Origin of the sequence: Lysobacter cavernae, assembly GCF_042648505.1 — a bacterium.
In the GTDB taxonomy this organism is placed as follows: domain Bacteria; phylum Pseudomonadota; class Gammaproteobacteria; order Xanthomonadales; family Xanthomonadaceae; genus Lysobacter_L; species Lysobacter_L cavernae.
Genome location: NZ_JBHRXK010000003.1, coordinates 23,303 through 41,280, shown reverse-complemented (window position 1 = coordinate 41,280; position 17,978 = coordinate 23,303). Strand labels below are relative to the sequence as shown.

Below are 17,978 nucleotides of genomic sequence, written 5' to 3'. Positions count from 1 at the left end.
CGGTTGGAGAACGTGATGATTCGATCATGCGTCCTAGCCCTGTTACTCGGCGTGCCCTTCCTGATGGGAGCCGACAGCCCATTACGGAATCACGGCATTTCCTGCCACGAGTCCGAAGGCAACATCGTCATCGATTTCGGATCCACGCGGCATCCGACCTATGTCGGAGTACAGACTCCCCGGGACCAGTTCATTTATCTGCGATACCCGCCACGGGGTATCGACGTCCTGGGCGACGAGTATCGACGGGATACGCTGAAGCTGGACACGTCCACCCTCAGGGGGATGAAGATCGATGGTGAGTCAGTCACCCAAGTCAAAGTGTTCGATGCACCGGGGAAATACACCCTGCGCTTTCAGGATGCGAATCGTGCAGAGCATGAGGATCTTTTTGCCCTTAGCTGCACGGTGATCTTATCCTCAGAGAAACGGACGACGGTCAGCCCCGCAGGCTCGTGAGCGAACACGTTGCCGAAGCCCACGACCTCGCGCCGATAATCGACAAGCCTGATGCCTTCAAGCCCGTGGGGTGCAATTCGTCCAGCGGCTGAGGCTCCAAAACTTGCTGCGACCACAGCGGCATCGATGGGCAGCGCAGCTTGCTGCATCGCCTGACCGCCAGCCGGGGTAATAGCAAGAAAATAGCGCCCATCATACGAAGACATCATCGGAAACGAAGAAAGCCACGGGCAAGGCCGTGGCTTTCTTCGTTGCGTCGGCGCTGGTGTCGGAGCGTGCGCCTTAGCGCTGGCCGATCCCGACGTAGTCGCGCGCGGCCGAGCCGGTGTAGATCTGCCGCGGGCGGCCGATCTTGTTCTCCGGATCCTCCTGCTGCTCCAGCCAGTGCGAGACCCAGCCGGCGGTGCGGGCGATGGCGAACATCACAGTGAACATCTCCACCGGGATGCCCAGCGCCTTGTAGATGATGCCGGAATAGAAATCGACGTTCGGGTAGAGCTTGCGCTGGACGAAGTAGTCGTCCTTCAGGGCCGCTTCTTCCAGCTTCATCGCAACGTCCAGCAATGGATCGTTGACGCCCAGTTGACCCAGCACTTCGTGGGTCATCTTGCGCACCAGCGCCGCGCGCGGGTCGTAGTTCTTGTAGACGCGGTGGCCGAAACCCATCAGGCGGAAACCCGACTCCTTGTCCTTGGCCTTGGCGACGGCGGCACCGACGTTTTCGGGGCGACCGATCTCCTCGAGCATCTTGAGCACGGCCTCGTTGGCGCCGCCGTGCGCGGGCCCCCAAAGCGCGGCGACGCCGGCGGCGACACTGACGTAGGGGTTGGCGCCGGTCGAGCCGACCAGACGCACCGTCGAGGTCGAAGCGTTCTGCTCGTGATCGGCGTGCAGGATGAACAACAGGTCCATCGCCTTGGCGGCGACCGGATTGAGCTCCAGCGGCTCGCTCGGCACTTCCTTCATCATGTGCAGGAAGCGCGTGGTGTAGTCGAGATTATTGCGCGGGTAGCGGATCGGCCAGCCGATAGAATAGCGGTGGCAGGCGGCGGCGATCGTCGGCACCTTGGCGATCAGGCGGATCGCGGCCAGGCGGCGCTGCTCCGGATCTTCGAGGTCGAGATCATTGTGGTAGAAGCTCGCCAGCGAACCGAGCATGCCGGTCAGCATCGCCATCGGATGGGCGTCGTGGCGGAAGCCGTACAGGAAGGTGCGGAAGGCCTCGTGCATCATCGTGTGATGCGTGACCTCGTGCTCGAACGCGGAGAACTGCGCCTTGCCCGGCAGCTCGCCATGCATCAGCAGGTAGGCCACTTCGAGGAAGTTGGACTTCTCAGCCAGCTGCTCGATCGGGTAACCGCGGTACAGCAGCACACCGGCATCGCCGTCGATGTAGGTGATGGCCGACTTGCAACTGGCGGTGGCGGTGAAGCCCGGGTCGTAGGTGAAAGCGCCGGTTTCCTTCGGCAGCTTGGCGATATCGATGCACGGGGCGCCGAGCACCGGGTGCTGGACCGGCAGGGTGACGGTTTTGTCGCCGGCGGTCAGGGTGACCTGGTCGAAACCAGAGCGGGTGGAATCGGACACGAAGCACTCCTCAAGTCTGCACGCCGCTGGGAGTCGCGGCATGAGGTGGGGACGGGGGTCGCGGACACGCCGCGATGCTGAATTATCGCACAACGGCCCTGGAGCCCAAGCTCGGACTTTGGTCGCGGGCACCGGCAGCACCGCACCGGTGCGTTGTACCCGTGTGACCAGCCAGGGTCGGCCGCGAACACCCGAAACGACGACGGCCGCCTTGCGGCAGCCGTCGTGCGGAACTCATGGCAACGCGATTACTTCTGCGCGTAGCGCTTGCGGAACTTGTCCACTCGACCGCTGGTATCCATGATCTTGTGCTTGCCCGTGTAGAACGGGTGCGAAGCCGACGAGATATCCACCTTGATCAGCGGGTATTCGGCGCCTTCGAACTTCACCGTTTCCTTGCTGGAAAGGGTGGAGCGGGTCAGGATCTGGAAGTCCGTGGTGACGTCCTGGAAGACGACCGCGCGGTACTCGGGATGGATGCCTGCCTTCATGGCACTCACCAATTCATACGGGGAAAGCGCGGCAGTATAGCGGCCCACCCCACCCCGAAGCAAGCCCGCAGAGCATCGGATTTCAACTGGCCGCTGCGCCGGTGATTCACCCGGCGGCAAGGGCCGCCCGGACCAGGCCCTCGAACCGGGCCTGGTCGTAACGCAGCAGGATTGCGACCCGATCAGGCAGGCCCAGTTGGCGCTGCCAGTCGACCACGGTGGCACCGCGGCTGTGCGGGCCTTCGAGCTGGATCGCGAGCGACCGCTCCACGATCTCCTGCGCGCCGTCCGGCTCCAGTACGAACGCCATGGCCAGGCCATCGGCCGAGTGCCAGTGGTCGCCACGGCGGTCAGCCGACCACTCGCGGGTTTTCTTCGAGATGCACTCGTAGAAGCGGGCGCGATTACTGTCGGCCTGCAGCCAGTCGACCACGCGATCGTGCAGCAGGCCGTGGGCGATGGTGGCCTCCCAGTCGGCCAGCTCGATCCGCGGGAAGGCCTCGAACACGATGTGCGCGGCCTCGGGGTCGAAGTAGATGTTGAACTCGGCCGCTGGCGTGATGTTGCCGTGGCCGGTCACCGCGCCGCCCATGACGACGAAGCGGGCGACGCGCTCGGGCAGGCTCGGGTCGAGCTTGAGCGCCAGCGCGATATTGGTGAGCGGCCCGAGCGCGACCAGCAACAAGCGACCGGCGTGCTCGTGCGAAAGGCGGATGATCGCCTGCGCGGCGTGCTCGGCCTCGGCGCGACGCGCGGCCGGCTCGTAACCGACATCGCCGAAACCGTCGCGGCCGTGCACGTAGCCGGCGTCGGGCGCCGGATGCAGCAGCGGGCCGGCACAGCCGGCGAACACCGGCACGTCGACGCCGGCCACCTCGCACAACTTCAGCGCGTTGGCGACGGTGTGGTTCAAGCCGACATTGCCGGCGGCGATGGTCAGGCCGACGACCTCGTGACGTGGATCGTTGAATGCCATCAACAGGGCCAAGGCGTCGTCAACGCCCGGGTCGGTATCAATCAACAAGGGGATTTTCGTCATCGCCCGATTATGCGCGAGTTGCGCGCGAGGTGACGCTCATCGTTACCACGCCGATGCACACACTGCCCACCTCCTGATTCAGCAGTGCAGTGCCGCCGTCAGCGCGCGCACGCGGTCGAGGTCAGTCTGCACCCAGTCCGGATCGAGCCCGACCAGGCGCTCGTTGCGATGGCGCATGGCCGACGCCCGTAACGCCTTGGCCGAGGCATGGAATTCCTGCGCGCCGGTGCGGGTCGCCAACTCGCGCAGATGGTCGGCGTCGATGCCCACGCCGGCCATGATGCCCAGCCGTCCGCGCGCCTGCTGCACCAGCCCCGCGATCGCCTGCCTGCCATCAAGTGCATTCGCACTTCCGCCCGAGGTCAGCACGCGTTCGCAGCCCAGGGCAATGATCGCCTCCAATGCCCGCGTCTGATCGCGCGCGGCATCGAAGGCGCGGTGGAAGGTGACACCCAGCGGCCCAGCCGCGGCGACCAGCTCGCGGCAAACGGCAACGTCGACATCTCCGTCGGCATCGAGCGCTCCGATCACCACGCCATCGGCCCCGAGCCGCACGCAGTGCTCGATGTCACGCAGCATCACCTCGCGCTCAAGCGCGTCGTACAGGAAATCCCCGGCGCGTGGCCGGATCAATACGTACAGCGGGACACGCAGGCGTTCACGTGCGAGCGCCAGCGTGCCGCAGGATGGCGTGCAACCGCCCTCACCCAGGTTCTCGCACAGCTCGACCCGGTCGGCGCCACCTGCTTGCGCCGCCAACGCCGAGGCCAGCGAGTTGGCGGCGATCTCCAGCCGTAGCGCGCTCACGTCTGTTCCGTCGTGTAGACCGACGCGGAGTCGTGCAGGCGGTCGTGTGGCCCGGAACCGTCGTCGCGCAGCGCGTAGACAAAGCCCTTGTGCAGCGCGAACGCACCGGCCTCGCCGTGCTTGTTGAGCGCAAGGAAGCACACCTGCAGGCGCTTGCTTGCCTCCGGGCGTTTTCGCACCACGCGCTCGATCGCCTCGCGGCAGGCCTCCATCGGCGAGCGGCCCTGGCGCATCAGTTCGACCACGAGGAAGCTCGCGGCGTTGCGCACCATCTCCTCGCCCACGCCCGAGGCGGTGGCCGCACCGACTTCGTTGTCGACGTAGAGGCCCGCCCCGATGATCGGGCTGTCGCCGACGCGGCCGTGCAGCTTCCACGCCATGCCGCTGGTGGTGCAGGCGCCGGCCAGCTTGCCGCTGGCGTCGAGGGCAAGGATGCCGAGCGTGTCGTGATTGCTCTTGTCGCCAGGGCGCCGATCCTTGAAGCGCTGCTCGCGCTCGGCGTTGATCTGCGGCTGGTACTGCGCGGTCTTGAGCCACTCGCGCCAGGCCTGCTTCGCACCCTCGGTCAACAACGGTTTCTTCTCGAAGCCCTGCGACACCGCGAACTGCTGCGCGCCCTGCCCGACCAGCATCACGTGCGGGGTCTTCTCCATCACCGCGCGCGCGACCGACACCGGATGGTCGATGTCCTCCAGCGCCGCGACCGCACCGCAGCGACCGTCGCCGTCCATGATGCTGGCGTCGAGCGTCAGCACGCCGTCGCGGTCGGGATTGCCGCAGCGGCCGACCGTGGGATTGCACAGGTCGGCCTCGGCCCAGCGCGCGCCGGCCTCGACCGCGTCGAGCGCGCTGCCGCCGGCGCCGAGCACCTGCCAGGCCGCGGCGTTGGCGCCGACGCCGAAGTCCCAGGTCGACACCACGCGCGCACCGCTGGCAGTCGCGGCGCTACCGCCGCGCGGCAAGGCCAGTGCACCGGCGGCGAGCAGCGAGGTCTGCAGGAAATGGCGGCGGCTGGTCATGAGGAGGTATCCGTGAAAGGAAAACACACAAGACCGGTGCCGCATGCACCGGCATCCATGGACGCGTGACGCTCAGCGCTGCGCGTGTCGCTCGAAGTACCATGCCGCCGCCCCGACGAGGCCAAGCTGGCCGTGTTCTACCAACCGCACCGGCACCCGCGCCAACACTTCGCCGAGCACGCCCTTGTTGCGGAAGCGCGCGGCGAACTCACTGGCAAGCAGGAACGGCTTGATCTGCGCCGGGATGCCGCCAGCCAGGTACACCGCGTCGGCACCGAAGGTCACGGCGAGATCACCGGCAAGGCTGCCGAGCATCGCGCAGAACAACGACAGTGTCTCGATCGCCTGTGCATCGCTGCCGTCCTGCGCCGCAGCGGTGATTGCCTCCGGCGTGGGCAGGCGCGCAGCGACGCTGGCGAGCTCGCACAGTGCCGTGTAGGTATTGAGCAGGCCCGGCCCGGACAGCACGCGCTCGTTGTCGACGTGCGGCCAGCGCTGCAGCAGTTGGCCGAGCAGCGCCAGTTCGCGGGCGTTGCCGGCGGCGAGCGCGGCATGGCCCGCCTCGCTGGCGAGCACGCGCCGGGCCGCGCCAGGACGCGCGGCATCGGGCAGGCACAGCGCGGCGCCGAAACCGGTGCCCGGCCCCAGCACCAGCGCCGGGCCGTCGCCGGCGCGCTCGGGACCGCAGATGCGGGTCATCGTGGCCGCGTCGATGTAGCCCATCGCACAGGCCACCGCCTCGAAATCATTGAGCAGCCCAACGTGGTCGATGCCGGCCTCGACCCGGGTGCGCTCTAGCGACACCGGCCACGGCAGGTTGGCGTTGATCAGCGTATCGTCTTCGAGCCGACCGGCGATCGCTACCACCGCGTGCCGGGCCGGCGCCTGCACGCTCGTGGCGAAGTCGCGCAGGATCGCCGCCAGACTCGGATGCTCGGCGCAAGCGTAGCGACGGTAGTCCAGCACCGCGACCTTGCCATCGCCGCTCACCTGCACCAACCCCAGACGCGCGTGCGTGCCGCCGACGTCGGCGGCGATGAATGGCTGCGCCGGACACAGGCCGATGGTGGAGGCGGGCGAATCGGCAATCACTTCGGTCACGGCAAGTCTCGACGGAGCGGCGGCGGGCTGCGCATCCCGCCCGACCCCGACAACGGGCTGGGCCTGGGCGAACCGGTCATGCACTGCGTCCGGCCATCACGAACGGCATGCATGGACAGCGACGCAGCAGCGTGGAACCTGCAATTATCGACCAAACACACCGCCGCGAGCGATCCACTCAAGCGCCGGCGAACCGCACCGCGCTGCCGACCCAGCGCGCGACGATGCGATCGGCCAGCTGTGGCGACTGCGCCAGCAGTTGCTCGCCGATGCGTTGCACCTGCGGCAGCAGGTCGGCATCGCGGGCGAGGTCGGCGACGCGGAAGCTGGCCAGGCCGGTCTGGCGGGTGCCGAGCAGTTCGCCGGGGCCGCGCAGTTGCAGGTCCTTCTCGGCGATGACGAAGCCGTCGTTGGTCTCGCGCATCGTCTCCAGCCGCTGCCGCGCCATCTGCGACAACGGCGACTGGTACAACAGCACGCAGCTCGATGCGGCACTGCCGCGGCCGACGCGCCCACGCAACTGGTGCAGCTGCGCCAGGCCCAGGCGCTCGGCGTTCTCGACGATCATCAGCGAGGCGTTGGGCACGTCGACGCCGACCTCGATCACCGTGGTCGCCACCAGCAGGTCGATGTCGCCACCTTTGAACGCGCGCATCGTCGCCTGCTTCTCCGCCGCCTTCATGCGTCCGTGCACCAGGCCGACGCGCAGTTCCGGCAGGCGCTTGGACAAGTCCTCGAAGGTCGATTGCGCGGCCTGGGCGATGACCTCGTCGCTGTCGTCGATCAGCGTGCACACCCAGTACGCCTGACGGCCTTCGGCGCAGGCCTTGCGGATGCGCTCGACCAGCTCCGGGCGGCGCTCGGCACTCAATGCCACCGTCTGCACCGGCGTGCGCCCCGGCGGCAGTTCGTCGATCGCCGACACATCGAGGTCGGCGTAGGCGGCCATGGCCAGCGTGCGCGGAATGGGCGTGGCGGTCATCACCAACTGGTGCGGGACGATCGCATCGCCGTTGCCGACGCTGCCGGTGCCCTTGTCGCGCAGCGCCAGACGCTGGTGCACGCCGAAGCGGTGCTGCTCGTCGACGATCGCCAGCGCCAGGTCGCGGAAGGCGACGCCTTCCTGCATCAGCGCATGCGTGCCGACCACCATTTGCGCTTCGCCGGACGCGACCTCCTCCAGCACCTTCGCGCGCGCCTTGCCGGTGACCTTGCCGGCCAGCCAGGCCACGCGCACGCCGAGTGGTTCCAGCCAGCCGCGCAGGTTGGTGAGGTGCTGCTCGGCGAGCAGCTCGGTCGGCGCCATCAGCGCCGCCTGCTTGCCGGCCTCGACCGCGAGCATCGCCGTCATCGCCGCGACCACGGTCTTGCCGGAGCCGACATCGCCCTGCACCAGCCGCAGCATCGGATGCGGGTTGGCCAGGTCAACGCGGATCCGCTCGAACACGCGCTGCTGCGCGCCGGTCAGCGCGAACGGCAACGCCTTGCGCAGGCGCTGCGCCAGCGCGGCTTTTTTCAGCGCCGGCGCCGCATGCGCCTGCTGCGCCAGCCGCTGTCGGCGCAGGCTGAGGTGGTGCGCCAGCAGTTCCTCCAGCGCCAGCCGCCGCTGCGCCGGATGACGGCCGGCCAGCAGCGCGGCGACGTCGGCGTCCTGCGCGGGCCGATGCACGGTCAGCAGCGCTTCGCGCAATGACGGCAACTGGAGCCCGTCACGCAGTTCGCGCGGCAACAGCTCCAGCGCCGCTTCGTCGGGCAAACGGTCCAGCGCCTGTCCGATCAGGCGACGCAGCGACACCGGGCCGATGCCTTCGATGGTCGGGTAAACCGGGTCGAGCGAATCGCCCAGTGCGGCGGCGTCAGCGTCAGCCAACAGGCGATAACTGGGGTGAACTATCTCCAGCCCGTGCTGGCCCGGCTTGGGCGTGCCGTAGCAGAGCACGCGCGCGCCGACCTGGAACTGCGCGACCTGCGCCGCGCGGAAGTGGAAGAAGCGCAGCACCAGCGTCGCGTGCGAGCCGTCGCTGATCGCCACGCGCAGCATCGGCCGGTAGCGGAAGCCGCGCTCGACCGCCTCGACGGTGCCCTCGACCTGTGCCGCCACGCCCGGCTGCAGCAGTCGGATCGGCGTCAGCGCGGTGCGGTCCTCGTACTGCCGCGGCAGCTGCAGCCACAGGTCCTGCAGCGTCAGCAGGCCGCGCGCTGCCAGCTTCTCGGCCACGCGCGGGCCGACCCCGCGCAGGGCGCTGATCGGCGGCGATGGGAGTTCGACGGTGGCCCCGTCCTTGCGCGTCGGCATCGGCACAGCATGCCGGGATCGCGCGCAAACCAAAACCCCGGCGCGGTGGCGCCGGGGTCAGGGCTTTCCGAATGCCGCGTCAGTACTTGACGCCGAGCTCCAGCCCGTAGGTGCGCGGCTCGGTCACGCGCGCGCCGACGGTGCCGAGCACGGTCTTGCCGTAGGTGCCCAGGCCGCTGACGTACTGGTTGTCGAGCAGGTTCTTGCCGTACACGGCCACGCTCCAGTTTCCGCCGGGCGCGTTCCAGGCGATGCGCGCGTCGGTGAGGTTGCGTTCCTCGCCCAGGTCCAGCGCCGGGCTGACGCCGCAAGTGCCCTGCGACTGCGATTCGTCACTGCAGCGGGTCTTGCCGCGGTAGGAATGCCACAGCGCGAAGCGCACGTCGCCGGCGTTGTCCAGGTACCAGCGGTAGTCGATGCCAACCGCGGCCGACCAGTACGGGATGCCGGTGGCCTGGCCGCTGACGTCGATCCCCTCGGGCGTGACGTAGTCCTTGTAGGTCGAGTCGATGTAGGCGGCGTTGAAGGTCAGGCCGAGTCCGTCCGTGGCTTGCCAGCGCGTGTCGAAATCCACACCCCAGGCTTCCAGGTCCGAGGTGTCGACCACATAGCGCGGGATGTCCGGCGTCGTGTCCAGCCGGATCGACTGGCGGTTGTCGTAGGCGTAGTAGTACGCGGACACGCCGTACTGCAGACGATAGTCCGCCAGGGTCTGCTTGAGGCCCGTCTCGAAGTTCCAGACATCCTCGTTGTCGAACTCGCTGTCGATCTGCAGGGCGTTGAAACCGCCGGCCTTGTAACCCTTGGCCAGCGAGGCGTAGCCCATGGTGTGGTCGTTGAAGTGGTAGTCGGCGACGAAGCGCGGGCTCCAGTCGTCCCACGACTTCTTGTCGCGGTTGAGCACGCCCTTGTTCAGCATCGCCGGCACATCGATGAAGGCGACGTCGAAGATGAACATGTCCTTGCTCATGCCGATCGCATCGAAGAAGCCGACCGCGTCGAGCATGTCGAGCTGCGCGTCCAGCGCCGGCGCGCTGCGGTGGTCGTTGAACCAGGTGAAGTCCTTCTCGTCGCGGGTGTAGCGCAGGCCGAAGGTGAGGTTGAGCTTGTCGTTGGCGTGCCAGATCACGTCGCCGAACGCGGCGTAGGCCTTGGTGTCGAGGGTGTTGACGAACTTCTCGTTCCACGGCAGATCGTGCAGGTTGACCGGGATGCCGAACTGGTTGGCGAGGTCGCTGATCGGGCCGAACAGTCCGCCCGGGGGCCCCAGGCCGGTGTTGCCCAGCATCGTGTCCACCGAATCGGTCAGCAAGTTGACCTCGCTGGTCTGGTCGGCGTCCTCCTGGAAGTAGCTGGCGCCGGCCACCCAGTCGAGTCGGTCAGTGCTGCCACTGAACTTGAACTCCTGGTAGAAGTTCTCGTTGTGCTCGGTGTTTGCGGTGTCGATGTAGAGGTAGGAGCGGTTGGTGCCATCCTCCTCGACGCGGTTGAGCGAGTCGTACTTGTGCCAGGCGGTGGTGGAGGTGAGGTTGCCCCACGTGGTGGCGTGGTCGACGATCAGGGTGACGCCGTCGAAGGTGCGCGTTTCCGCGTTGCCCACGGCATCGACCGCGGTCGGGACTTCGCGCGGATCGAGGTACGCGGTCTCGTCCACCGGAAACGGCGGCAGGCCCGGCGCGGGCGGCAACGGCACAATGCCGGTGGTGGCCTGGCCCTTCTGGTCGAGGCTTTCGTGGTCCCAGCTGATCCAGGCACTGGTGTTCTCGCCCAGTTCGGTGCGGAACCCCAGGCGCGTGGCCCAGTTGTTCTCGGGGTTGAGATCCTCGCCGGTGACGGCGTCCTTGATCCAGCCGTCGCTGTGGTTGAACACGCCGTTGATGCGGAACGCGGCGCGGTCGCTCACCGGCACGTTGGCCATGCCCTCGAAATACTGCTTGCCGTAGTTGCCCAAACGCAGCTTGCCGCGCGCCTCGGTCTCGTTGCCGGGGCGGTTGGTGACGATGGAGATGGCGCCGGCGGCGGTGTTGCGGCCGAACAGGGTGCCCTGCGGCCCCTTCAGCACCTCGATGCGCTGCACGTCGGTGAACGGCAGCAGCACGCCGCCGCCGCGCCCGGCATAGACGCCGTCGACGTAGACGCCCACGGCCGGATCGGTGCCGATGCCGAAGTCGTCGGTCTGGATGCCGCGCAACTGGAAGCTGGGCTGGGTCGGCTGCTGGCTGTGGATCACCAGGCCCGGCACGAAGTTGTCGATGTCACTCAAGTCCTCGGCTGCGACGTCGTCGATCAGTTCCTCGGTCACCACCTGCAGCGCGATCGGAACGTCCTGAAGTTCCTGCTCACGGCTCTGTGCGGTAACGGTGATGGTGTCGAGCTGCTTGGCGTCGACGGCGGCACTCGCGGCCGGGGCTGCGGTGGCCACCTCCTGGGCGCGAGCCTGCGCTGTGGCAGCGGTGAGGACCAGGCAACCTGACAGGGCCTGAGCAAGACAGATAGCGAGCCTGTTTTTACGTGGTGACATTCGGAAACTCCCCTCTCCCAATGACTTGTTCTTGTTGTTGAGCACCGACGATGTCACCGGTGCGGATGCACTGCTCTCACTTCATCGCTACTTGCGCATTTTCGGCGGGCGCGCTTTCGCTCGGCTCGCCCTCGCTGCTGCAACTGCCCAGCCAGGCCTTGATCCAGTCGCGGATCACGGCCACGCCTTCTTCGTGCACGGTGCTGCGGCCGAGCTCGGGCATCATCGCGCCCGGATCGAGGCTGTCCATGCGGTAGACCAGGATCGAGGCATCGGGCTGGCCCGGCACGATGTCGAACAGGTGATCACCGGTGCCCTGCCCGGCCGCGACCGGCGGCTTGCACAGGCCGAGCCGGCGCGGCTCGTCGGTGGCGGCATCGAGCCACAGGCCGGAGGTGTCGGCCGGCCCCTTCGGGTTGTGGCAGTGGCCGCAGTTGACGTCGAGGTAGGCGCGGGCGCGGTCTTCGAGCTTGGCGCGGGCGTCGTCGAAACGTGCGTTGCGCGGTATGTCGGCGGCCGGCAGGCCTTCGAGGCGGCCGAGCCGGGCCATCCGCGCGAGCTGGTTTTCGCCGGCATGCCCTTCACCCGGATGCCAAGGATCATCGCGATTGAGGTGACGCGCCTTCGGCCCGATCGGCTGCAATTCACGCGTGGTGTTGTTGGTCGCATGGCAGCCGGCGCACTGGTTCTCGTCCGGCACCAGGTAGGTGAAGCGCTGCGGCTCGCCACCCTCGGGCAGGTGCATCTCCAGCGACACCGTGTCGCCGGCGCGCGCCAGTTCGGCCTCGGTCTGCTGCGCGTTCCACACGTACGGCAGCGCGACCCAACCGCTCTCGCGGCGCACCAGCAGGCGCGTTTCGATCAGGCGGACGTCCTTCAGGTCGAGGCCATCGCGGCTTTCGCCGACGCGCTCGGCCACGCGCAGCACCGCGCCGGCGCCACCACTGGCGCGCGGGTAGTAGAAGGTCTTGCTGATGATGGTGCCGACCGGGAAGTCGAGCGCCGCCTCTGCCTGGTAGGTCGCTTTCGTCCCCGGCGGCATCCAGATCGTGCGCAGCTTGTGCGCGTAATCGCTGAACAGCGCGGTGTTGAGCGCGTACGGCTCGACGCCGTCGTTCCAGCGCAGGTGGCCATCCTCGACATTGAACACGTGCCAGTCGCTCAACTTCGCCGGCTGGCCCTGCGCATGGAAGCTCACCGGCTCGGCCGAACGCTTGCACCCCACCATCGACAACGCGGCCAGCACGGCCGCCATCACATACCCGTACTTCATGCCGCCGGTGCCGCCTTCACGGCGGTCGCCGCGCTGTCGCCAGGCAGGCTCACCACCGGCAGCGGCTGCAGTTGGCAGCGCACCGCGTCGGTGACCAGGCTCGGGCTCTTGTACTTGTTCGGGCCGTCGGCGTTGAGCGTGGTGGCCGCGCCGTTGTCGATGCAGACCTGCGGGCCGCCGGCTCGCTTGGCATTGACGTAGCCGTCCCACAGCACATCGGGCAGGCGGCCGTTGAGGCCGAACATCGCCACCTTCAATGCCTTGAAATCTAGCCCGTCGGGCGAGTCGCCACCGCCGCTGAAGCGGTTGCCGTGGATATAGATCTCCTCCGGGTACGGGTCGTAGCTCTTGGCCACGCCGTACTTGTTCATGTAACCGGTCGACCAGTAGCTGGACACGATGACATTGGCGGTCTGGTTGTCGGCGATGTCGTTGTCGAAGATCTCGACCTTGTCGTTGGAGTTGATCACCACTCCCGAACCGGCCGGGACGCTCGCCACCGCCGCGCCCTTGGCGGCGAAGTTGTCGGTGTTGTTGGCGACCACCTTGTTGCGGTAGATGCGGGTGCTGTGGCCCGGCTGCGGCAGGTTGGGCATGTTGAACACGAGGATGCCGCCGGTGTTGTCGGTGGCGATGTTGTCGTAGACGTCGGCGCTGACGGTGTTCTCGATCTCGATGCCGGCGACGTTGCGTTCGGCGCGGTTGCGACGCACCACCACGTTCTTCGACTGACCGACGTAGATGCCGGCGTCGGAGGCGCCGATCGCCACCGAGTCCTCGATCAGCACGTTGGTGGTCTGCACCGGGTAGATGCCGTAGGCGCCGTTGGTCGTCTTGGGTCCGCCGGTCCATTCCACGCGCACGCCGCGGATGGTGATGTTGTCGCCCTCGTTGACCTTGAGGCCATCGCCCTTGCTGTCCTCGATGGCGAGGTTCTCGAGGGTGAAGTTGCCGGCGTTGACCAGCAGCCCTTCGGCACCGGCTTTCTGCCCCTTGAAGCTGAGCACGGTCTTGTCCATGCCGGCGCCGCGGATGGTCACGCCGTCCACGCGCAGGGTGAGACTGCGGTCAAAGGCGAAGCGCCCGGCCGGGATCTCGATCACGTCGCCGGGCTTGGCGTCGAGCAGGCGCTCGATCAGTACCTTCTGGTAGTTGCCATCCGCGGCCGGGGCCGGCGCACTGCTCTGCTGCTGGCACGCCGACACGGCCACCGTGATTGCCACACCGAGAATGATCCGCTTCATCCGACTCCGTCCTGTTCTGGCCGGCGCAAGGTCGCGCCTCCCCCGCCAAGCGGTGCCGCCGGCCGCGCCTTGCGCGCCCGTGCTGCACCCCTCGACCCCTGCCGCCAGTCTGTGACGGCGCGATGACTCCGGTGGAGGGCAAAGCCGGCATACTCTGGGGGGCAAACCGGACAAGCTACGGCAGCGTATGCAGGGCATTGACAGCGACGACCCGCGTTTTTCCATCGCCAACATCAAAAGCGGGATCGTCGCCGGACTGGTGGCGCGGGCCGCTGAACTGAGCGCGCCCTGCGACGGCTGGTTCGCCGGCCTGCGCCTGGGGCCGGCGCAATTCGACGGCGAAACTCCGACCTACCTGTCCTACCGCCAGGCCGGCCAGATCATCCGCCGCGCGCTGCGCGGCCTGCCCGGCTGCGGCCACGGCCTGGTGCTGGGCGAGCGCCAGAACATCGGTCACTTCGGCCTGCTCGGCCTGGCGATGATGACCGCGCCGGGCTTCGTCGAGGCGCTGCGCATCGGCGTGCGCTATGCCCCGATCACCGGGGCGATGATGGAGTTGGCCCTCGACGAGGACGCCGCCGACGGGGTCGGCGTCATTGCACGCATGCGCAGCGCCGACCCGGAAATCGAACCGTTCCTGTGTGAGGAACTGTTCGCCAGCTCGCTGATGCTGTGCCGGGGCCTGCTTGGGCCTGGCTTCCGCCCACGCTGGGCCGAGCTGGCCTACCCGGCGCCGGACTACGCCGCCGACTACGCCGCGGTGTTCGATTGCGAGGTGCGCTTCGGCCAGGCCCGCAACCGGGTCGTGATCGACCGTGCGTGGCTGCAGGCGACGATGCCGGCCTACAACGCCGCCAGCGCGCAGCAGATCCTGGCCCTGTGCGACGAGCAGATGCCGGCCGGGCAGCCGAAAAGCGAGATCGTGGCCGTGGTCGAGCGCCTGCTGCGCCTGCGCCTGGCCGACAACCCGCGCCTGGTCGACATTGCCGCCGAGCTGCACCTCACCGAGCGCACCCTGCGCCGCCAGCTGCAGGCCGCGCAGACCAGCTTCTCCGATATCCACGACCGCGTGCGCAGCGAGTCGGCGCGTGCCTTGCTGAGCGACCAGCGCCTGAGCATCGCCCGCGTCGGGGCGGCGGTCGGCTTCCGCGACGCGCGCGAGTTCCGCCGCGCATTCAAGCGCTGGACCGGAGTCGCACCGCGCGCGATGCGGCCGCACGGCTAAAAACGAACGCGGCTTTCACCCCTTAGGGAAGGTCTGAATAATTGCCGTCATCCCCGCGAAGGCGGGGATGACGAGCAAAAGCAGAGTTACCTTCAGGCACAGCCCGCAATCACCCCAGCACCATCACCGCATCGACCTCGAACCCGGCCCCGCGCGGCAGGCCAGCCACTTCGATGGTCGAGCGCGCCGGGTACGGCGCCTGGAAGTACTCGCCCATCACCGCATTGACCGCGGCGAAGTCGCCCAGGTCGGTCAGGTACAGGCCGAGACGAACGATGTCGTCGAGCGAGCCGCCGCCGGCCTCGCACACCGCCTTGAGGTTGTCGAAGGCGCGCCGCGCCTGCGCACCGATGTCGCCCTCGACCAGCAGGCCGGTGCCCGGGTCGAGCGGGATCTGGCCGGACAGGTAGACGGTGTCGCCGGCCCGCACGGCCTGCGAGTACGGGCCGATCGCGGCCGGGGCTTTGTCGGTGTGGATGACATGACGGGACATGCTTGAATCCGTAAATGGGGAATCGGGAGTGGAGAATCGTAAAGGCAACAACGCCTTGCTCCTACGATTGCCTGTTCTGTTGCCGATTCCCGGCCCCTCACATCCGCTGCACGCCGAGCACGACGGCGAGCCTGCGCACGCGTCGCATCACGTCGGCGAGGTGACGACGGTCGCTGACCTCGATCGCGAAACGCATCACCGCGATGCTGGCGTCGCGGTCGAGGTACTCGACGCGATCGATGTTGGACTCGGCCTCGGCAATCGCGGCGGCGACCTGCGCCAGCGAACCGGGCCGGTTGTCGACCTCGATGCGCAGCGCCGCGGCGAAATCACCGGACACCTGGCGGTCCCAGCCGATCGGCACCCAGCGGTCCGGCGACTTGCGGTAATCGGCGACGTTCGGGCAGTCCAGCCGGTGCACCACGATGCCCTTGCCGGTGGTGTGGTAGCCCATGATCTCGTCGCCCGGCAGCGGCAGGCAGCAGTTGGCGAAGCTGATCACGCCGCGCTCGGCGCCGGTGATCAGGATCTTCTCCTGCGACAGCACCAGGTGATCGGTGGCGCGCCGCTGCTGCGGCTTGCCCGGCGCCTCGCGCGCCAGTGCCAGCGCCACCTGCTGCGGCATGCGGTTGCCGAGCGCGATGTCGGCCAGCAAGGCTTCCAGGCGCGGGTAGCGGTGCTCGCCCAGGTAGGCTTCCAGCCGCACCGGCGGCACCCGGTCGAGCGAGATGCCGAGCGCTTCCAGCGCGCGGTCGAGCATGCGATGGCCAAGCTGCACCGCGTCCTCGTGCTCGAGCTGCTTGAGCTGCTGGCGGATCGAGGTGCGCGCCTTGCCCGACACCACGAACTCCAGCCACTGCGGCTTCGGCGTCGACGACTTGGCGGTGATGATCTCCACGCGCTGGCCGCTGGCCAGCTTGGTGCGCAACGGCACCAGCTTGCCGTCGACGCGCGCGGCCACGGCCTGGTTGCCGACGCCGGTGTGCACGGCGTAGGCGAAATCGAGCGCGGTGGAATTGCGCGGCAATGACAGGATGTCGCCCTTGGGCGTGAACAGGTAGACCTCGTCCGGGAACAGGTCGACCTTGACGTTCTCGAGGAACTCCAGCGACGAGCCGGTCGCGCGTTGCGACTCGACCAGGTTGGCGATCCAGCTGTGGGCGCGGGTCTGCGCGCTGTTGGGGCCCTCGCCGCCGTGCTTGTACGACCAGTGCGCGGCGATGCCGCGCTCGGCGATCAGGTCCATCTCCTCGGTGCGGATCTGCACCTCGATCGGCGAACCGTAGGGGCCGAACAGCACCGTGTGCAGCGACTGGTAGCCGTTGGCCTTGGGAATGGCGATGAAGTCGCGGAAGCGCGAATCCAGCGGCTTGTAGGCGGCGTGGACCACGCCGAGCGCGTGGTAGCAGTCCGGCACCGTGCGCACGACGACGCGGAAGCCGAACACGTCCATCACCTGGGCAAAGCTTTTGTGCTCGGCGCGCATCTTGGTGTAGATGCTCCACGGCGACTTGACCCGGCTGACCAGCCGGTGCGCCAGCTTCTCCTTGGCCAGGCGCTGCGCCAGGTGCGCCTCGATCTGCACCAGCGACTCGCGCCGCACCACCGGCTGGGTGCGGATGCGCTTTTCGATCACCGCGTGCCGCCACGGGTGCAGCGCGCGGAAACCCAGATCCTGCAACTCGGCCTTGATCAGGTTCATGCCCAGGCGCTGCGCGATCGGGGCGTAGATTTCCAGGGTCTCGCGGGCGATGCGCTCGCGCGCTTCCATGCTCTGCGCGCCGAGGGTGCGCATGTTGTGCAGGCGGTCGGCGAGCTTGATCAGGATCACGCGCAGGTCGCGCGACATCGCCAGCAGCATCTTGCGGAAGCTCTCCGCCGCCGCTTCCTGGCGATCGCGGAACTGCAGCTTGTCGAGCTTGGTGACCCCGTCGACCAGCTCGGCCACGGTCTCGCCGAACTCGCTGGCCAGGCCGTCGCGGGTGAGCGGGGTGTCCTCGATGGTGTCGTGCAGGATCGCCGCGATCAGCGTCTCGACGTCCAGGCCCTGCTCGGCCAGCACCTTGGCCACCGCCACCGGATGGGTGATGTAAGGCTCGCCGGACTTGCGGGTCTGCCCGGCATGGGCGGCGGCGCCGATCGCCCAGGCGCGACGCAACAGCTGGTGCTGGGGTGGCGGCAGGTAATCGGCGGCCTGCTCCAGCTCGCGCACATAATCCGGCAGGTCCGCATCGTCATAGGCGGGCGCGGGATAGGTGCTGAGCGCGGATTCGGCGGGGGTCATAGGGGGAATCTACGCGCGCGGCGGCGCGCGGCGCAATGCAAGGAGTTCCAGGGCCTATATGGCGCTGAACAAGCGCAAGAAAAGCCCGGCGCAGAAACGAAAACGGCCCCGCCGTGGCGGAGCCGCTCTATCGCGAGTA

At 67.9% G+C, this 17,978-nt stretch carries 14 protein-coding genes; 2 read left to right on the top strand and 12 right to left on the bottom strand.

From position 1 onward, the window contains the following. Positions 1 to 15: 15 nt before the first annotated feature. Positions 16 to 459 carry a hypothetical protein gene (locus tag ACFOLC_RS07360; protein WP_386758604.1) on the top strand — a complete coding sequence of 148 codons (444 nt, stop codon included), beginning with the start codon at positions 16 to 18 and terminating at the stop codon, positions 457 to 459. A 282-nt stretch (positions 460 to 741) separates the two neighbouring features. Here ACFOLC_RS07360 and ACFOLC_RS07355 read toward each other — a convergent pair whose 3' ends face one another. The 10 genes from ACFOLC_RS07355 to ACFOLC_RS07310 form a co-directional block, all read right to left on the bottom strand. After that, a complete protein-coding gene (locus tag ACFOLC_RS07355) occupies positions 742 to 2,046 on the bottom strand; it encodes a citrate synthase (protein WP_386758603.1) in 1,305 nt (434 codons plus the stop codon). 248 nt (positions 2,047 to 2,294) lie between these two features. Continuing rightward, positions 2,295 to 2,537, bottom strand: coding sequence for a type B 50S ribosomal protein L31 (locus ACFOLC_RS07350; RefSeq protein ID WP_386758602.1), 243 nt, complete (start codon positions 2,535 to 2,537; stop codon positions 2,295 to 2,297). Positions 2,538 to 2,643: 106 nt separating this feature from the next. Beyond that, positions 2,644 to 3,576: a nucleoside hydrolase gene (locus ACFOLC_RS07345; protein WP_386758601.1), complete on the bottom strand. Its 933-nt coding sequence runs from the start codon at positions 3,574 to 3,576 to the stop codon at positions 2,644 to 2,646. Positions 3,577 to 3,654: 78 nt separating this feature from the next. Continuing rightward, complete coding sequence (locus ACFOLC_RS07340) at positions 3,655 to 4,383, bottom strand: copper homeostasis protein CutC (protein WP_386758600.1); 729 nt, start codon at positions 4,381 to 4,383, stop codon at positions 3,655 to 3,657. Then, a complete protein-coding gene (locus ACFOLC_RS07335) occupies positions 4,380 to 5,402 on the bottom strand; it encodes a N(4)-(beta-N-acetylglucosaminyl)-L-asparaginase (protein ID WP_386758599.1) in 1,023 nt (340 codons plus the stop codon). The genes ACFOLC_RS07340 and ACFOLC_RS07335 overlap by 4 nt, the downstream gene beginning before the upstream one ends. A gap of 72 nt (positions 5,403 to 5,474) precedes the next feature. Next, positions 5,475 to 6,494: a glucokinase gene (locus tag ACFOLC_RS07330; RefSeq protein ID WP_386759016.1), complete on the bottom strand. Its 1,020-nt coding sequence runs from the start codon at positions 6,492 to 6,494 to the stop codon at positions 5,475 to 5,477. 187 nt (positions 6,495 to 6,681) lie between these two features. After that, positions 6,682 to 8,799 (bottom strand): ATP-dependent DNA helicase RecG, encoded by a 2,118-nt coding sequence (gene recG, locus ACFOLC_RS07325; RefSeq protein ID WP_386758598.1) that lies wholly within the window; start codon positions 8,797 to 8,799, stop codon positions 6,682 to 6,684. A gap of 79 nt (positions 8,800 to 8,878) precedes the next feature. Then, positions 8,879 to 11,221, bottom strand: a complete 2,343-nt coding sequence (locus ACFOLC_RS07320; protein WP_386758597.1) for a TonB-dependent receptor — start codon at positions 11,219 to 11,221, stop codon at positions 8,879 to 8,881. Positions 11,222 to 11,396: 175 nt separating this feature from the next. Then, entirely contained in the window at positions 11,397 to 12,593 is a 1,197-nt protein-coding gene (locus ACFOLC_RS07315) for an SO2930 family diheme c-type cytochrome (RefSeq protein ID WP_386758596.1), read from the bottom strand. Further along, complete coding sequence (locus ACFOLC_RS07310) at positions 12,590 to 13,837, bottom strand: parallel beta-helix domain-containing protein (protein WP_386758595.1); 1,248 nt, start codon at positions 13,835 to 13,837, stop codon at positions 12,590 to 12,592. The genes ACFOLC_RS07315 and ACFOLC_RS07310 overlap by 4 nt, the downstream gene beginning before the upstream one ends. Positions 13,838 to 14,024: 187 nt before the next feature. Here ACFOLC_RS07310 and ACFOLC_RS07305 point away from each other — a divergent pair, with 187 nt between their 5' ends. Further along, the gene (locus ACFOLC_RS07305) at positions 14,025 to 15,062 is read left to right on the top strand and encodes an AraC family transcriptional regulator (protein WP_386758594.1); all 1,038 of its coding nucleotides are present in this window, start codon (positions 14,025 to 14,027) and stop codon (positions 15,060 to 15,062) included. 109 nt (positions 15,063 to 15,171) lie between these two features. Here the strand turns inward: ACFOLC_RS07305 and ACFOLC_RS07300 are convergent, their stop codons facing one another. Together ACFOLC_RS07300 and ACFOLC_RS07295 are read right to left on the bottom strand one after the other, a co-directional pair. After that, positions 15,172 to 15,555: a RidA family protein gene (locus ACFOLC_RS07300; protein ID WP_386758593.1), complete on the bottom strand. Its 384-nt coding sequence runs from the start codon at positions 15,553 to 15,555 to the stop codon at positions 15,172 to 15,174. Positions 15,556 to 15,652: 97 nt separating this feature from the next. Next, a complete protein-coding gene (locus ACFOLC_RS07295; protein ID WP_386758592.1) occupies positions 15,653 to 17,839 on the bottom strand; it encodes a RelA/SpoT family protein in 2,187 nt (728 codons plus the stop codon). Between the last annotated feature and the right edge of the window lie 139 nt (positions 17,840 to 17,978).

What these genes read in the sequence shown, in the direction of transcription:
- ACFOLC_RS07360 (WP_386758604.1), top strand. Translation starts at nt 16, where the DNA reads ATGATTCGATCATGCGTCCTAGCCCTGTTACTCGGCGTGCCCTTCCTG.
- ACFOLC_RS07350 (WP_386758602.1), bottom strand. Translation starts at nt 2,537, where the DNA reads ATGAAGGCAGGCATCCATCCCGAGTACCGCGCGGTCGTCTTCCAGGAC.
- ACFOLC_RS07345 (WP_386758601.1), bottom strand. Translation starts at nt 3,576, where the DNA reads ATGACGAAAATCCCCTTGTTGATTGATACCGACCCGGGCGTTGACGAC.
- ACFOLC_RS07335 (WP_386758599.1), bottom strand. Translation starts at nt 5,402, where the DNA reads ATGACCAGCCGCCGCCATTTCCTGCAGACCTCGCTGCTCGCCGCCGGT.
- recG (WP_386758598.1), bottom strand. Translation starts at nt 8,799, where the DNA reads ATGCCGACGCGCAAGGACGGGGCCACCGTCGAACTCCCATCGCCGCCG.
- ACFOLC_RS07315 (WP_386758596.1), bottom strand. Translation starts at nt 12,593, where the DNA reads ATGAAGTACGGGTATGTGATGGCGGCCGTGCTGGCCGCGTTGTCGATG.
- ACFOLC_RS07310 (WP_386758595.1), bottom strand. Translation starts at nt 13,837, where the DNA reads ATGAAGCGGATCATTCTCGGTGTGGCAATCACGGTGGCCGTGTCGGCG.
- ACFOLC_RS07305 (WP_386758594.1), top strand. Translation starts at nt 14,025, where the DNA reads ATGCAGGGCATTGACAGCGACGACCCGCGTTTTTCCATCGCCAACATC.
- ACFOLC_RS07300 (WP_386758593.1), bottom strand. Translation starts at nt 15,555, where the DNA reads ATGTCCCGTCATGTCATCCACACCGACAAAGCCCCGGCCGCGATCGGC.
- ACFOLC_RS07295 (WP_386758592.1), bottom strand. Translation starts at nt 17,839, where the DNA reads ATGACCCCCGCCGAATCCGCGCTCAGCACCTATCCCGCGCCCGCCTAT.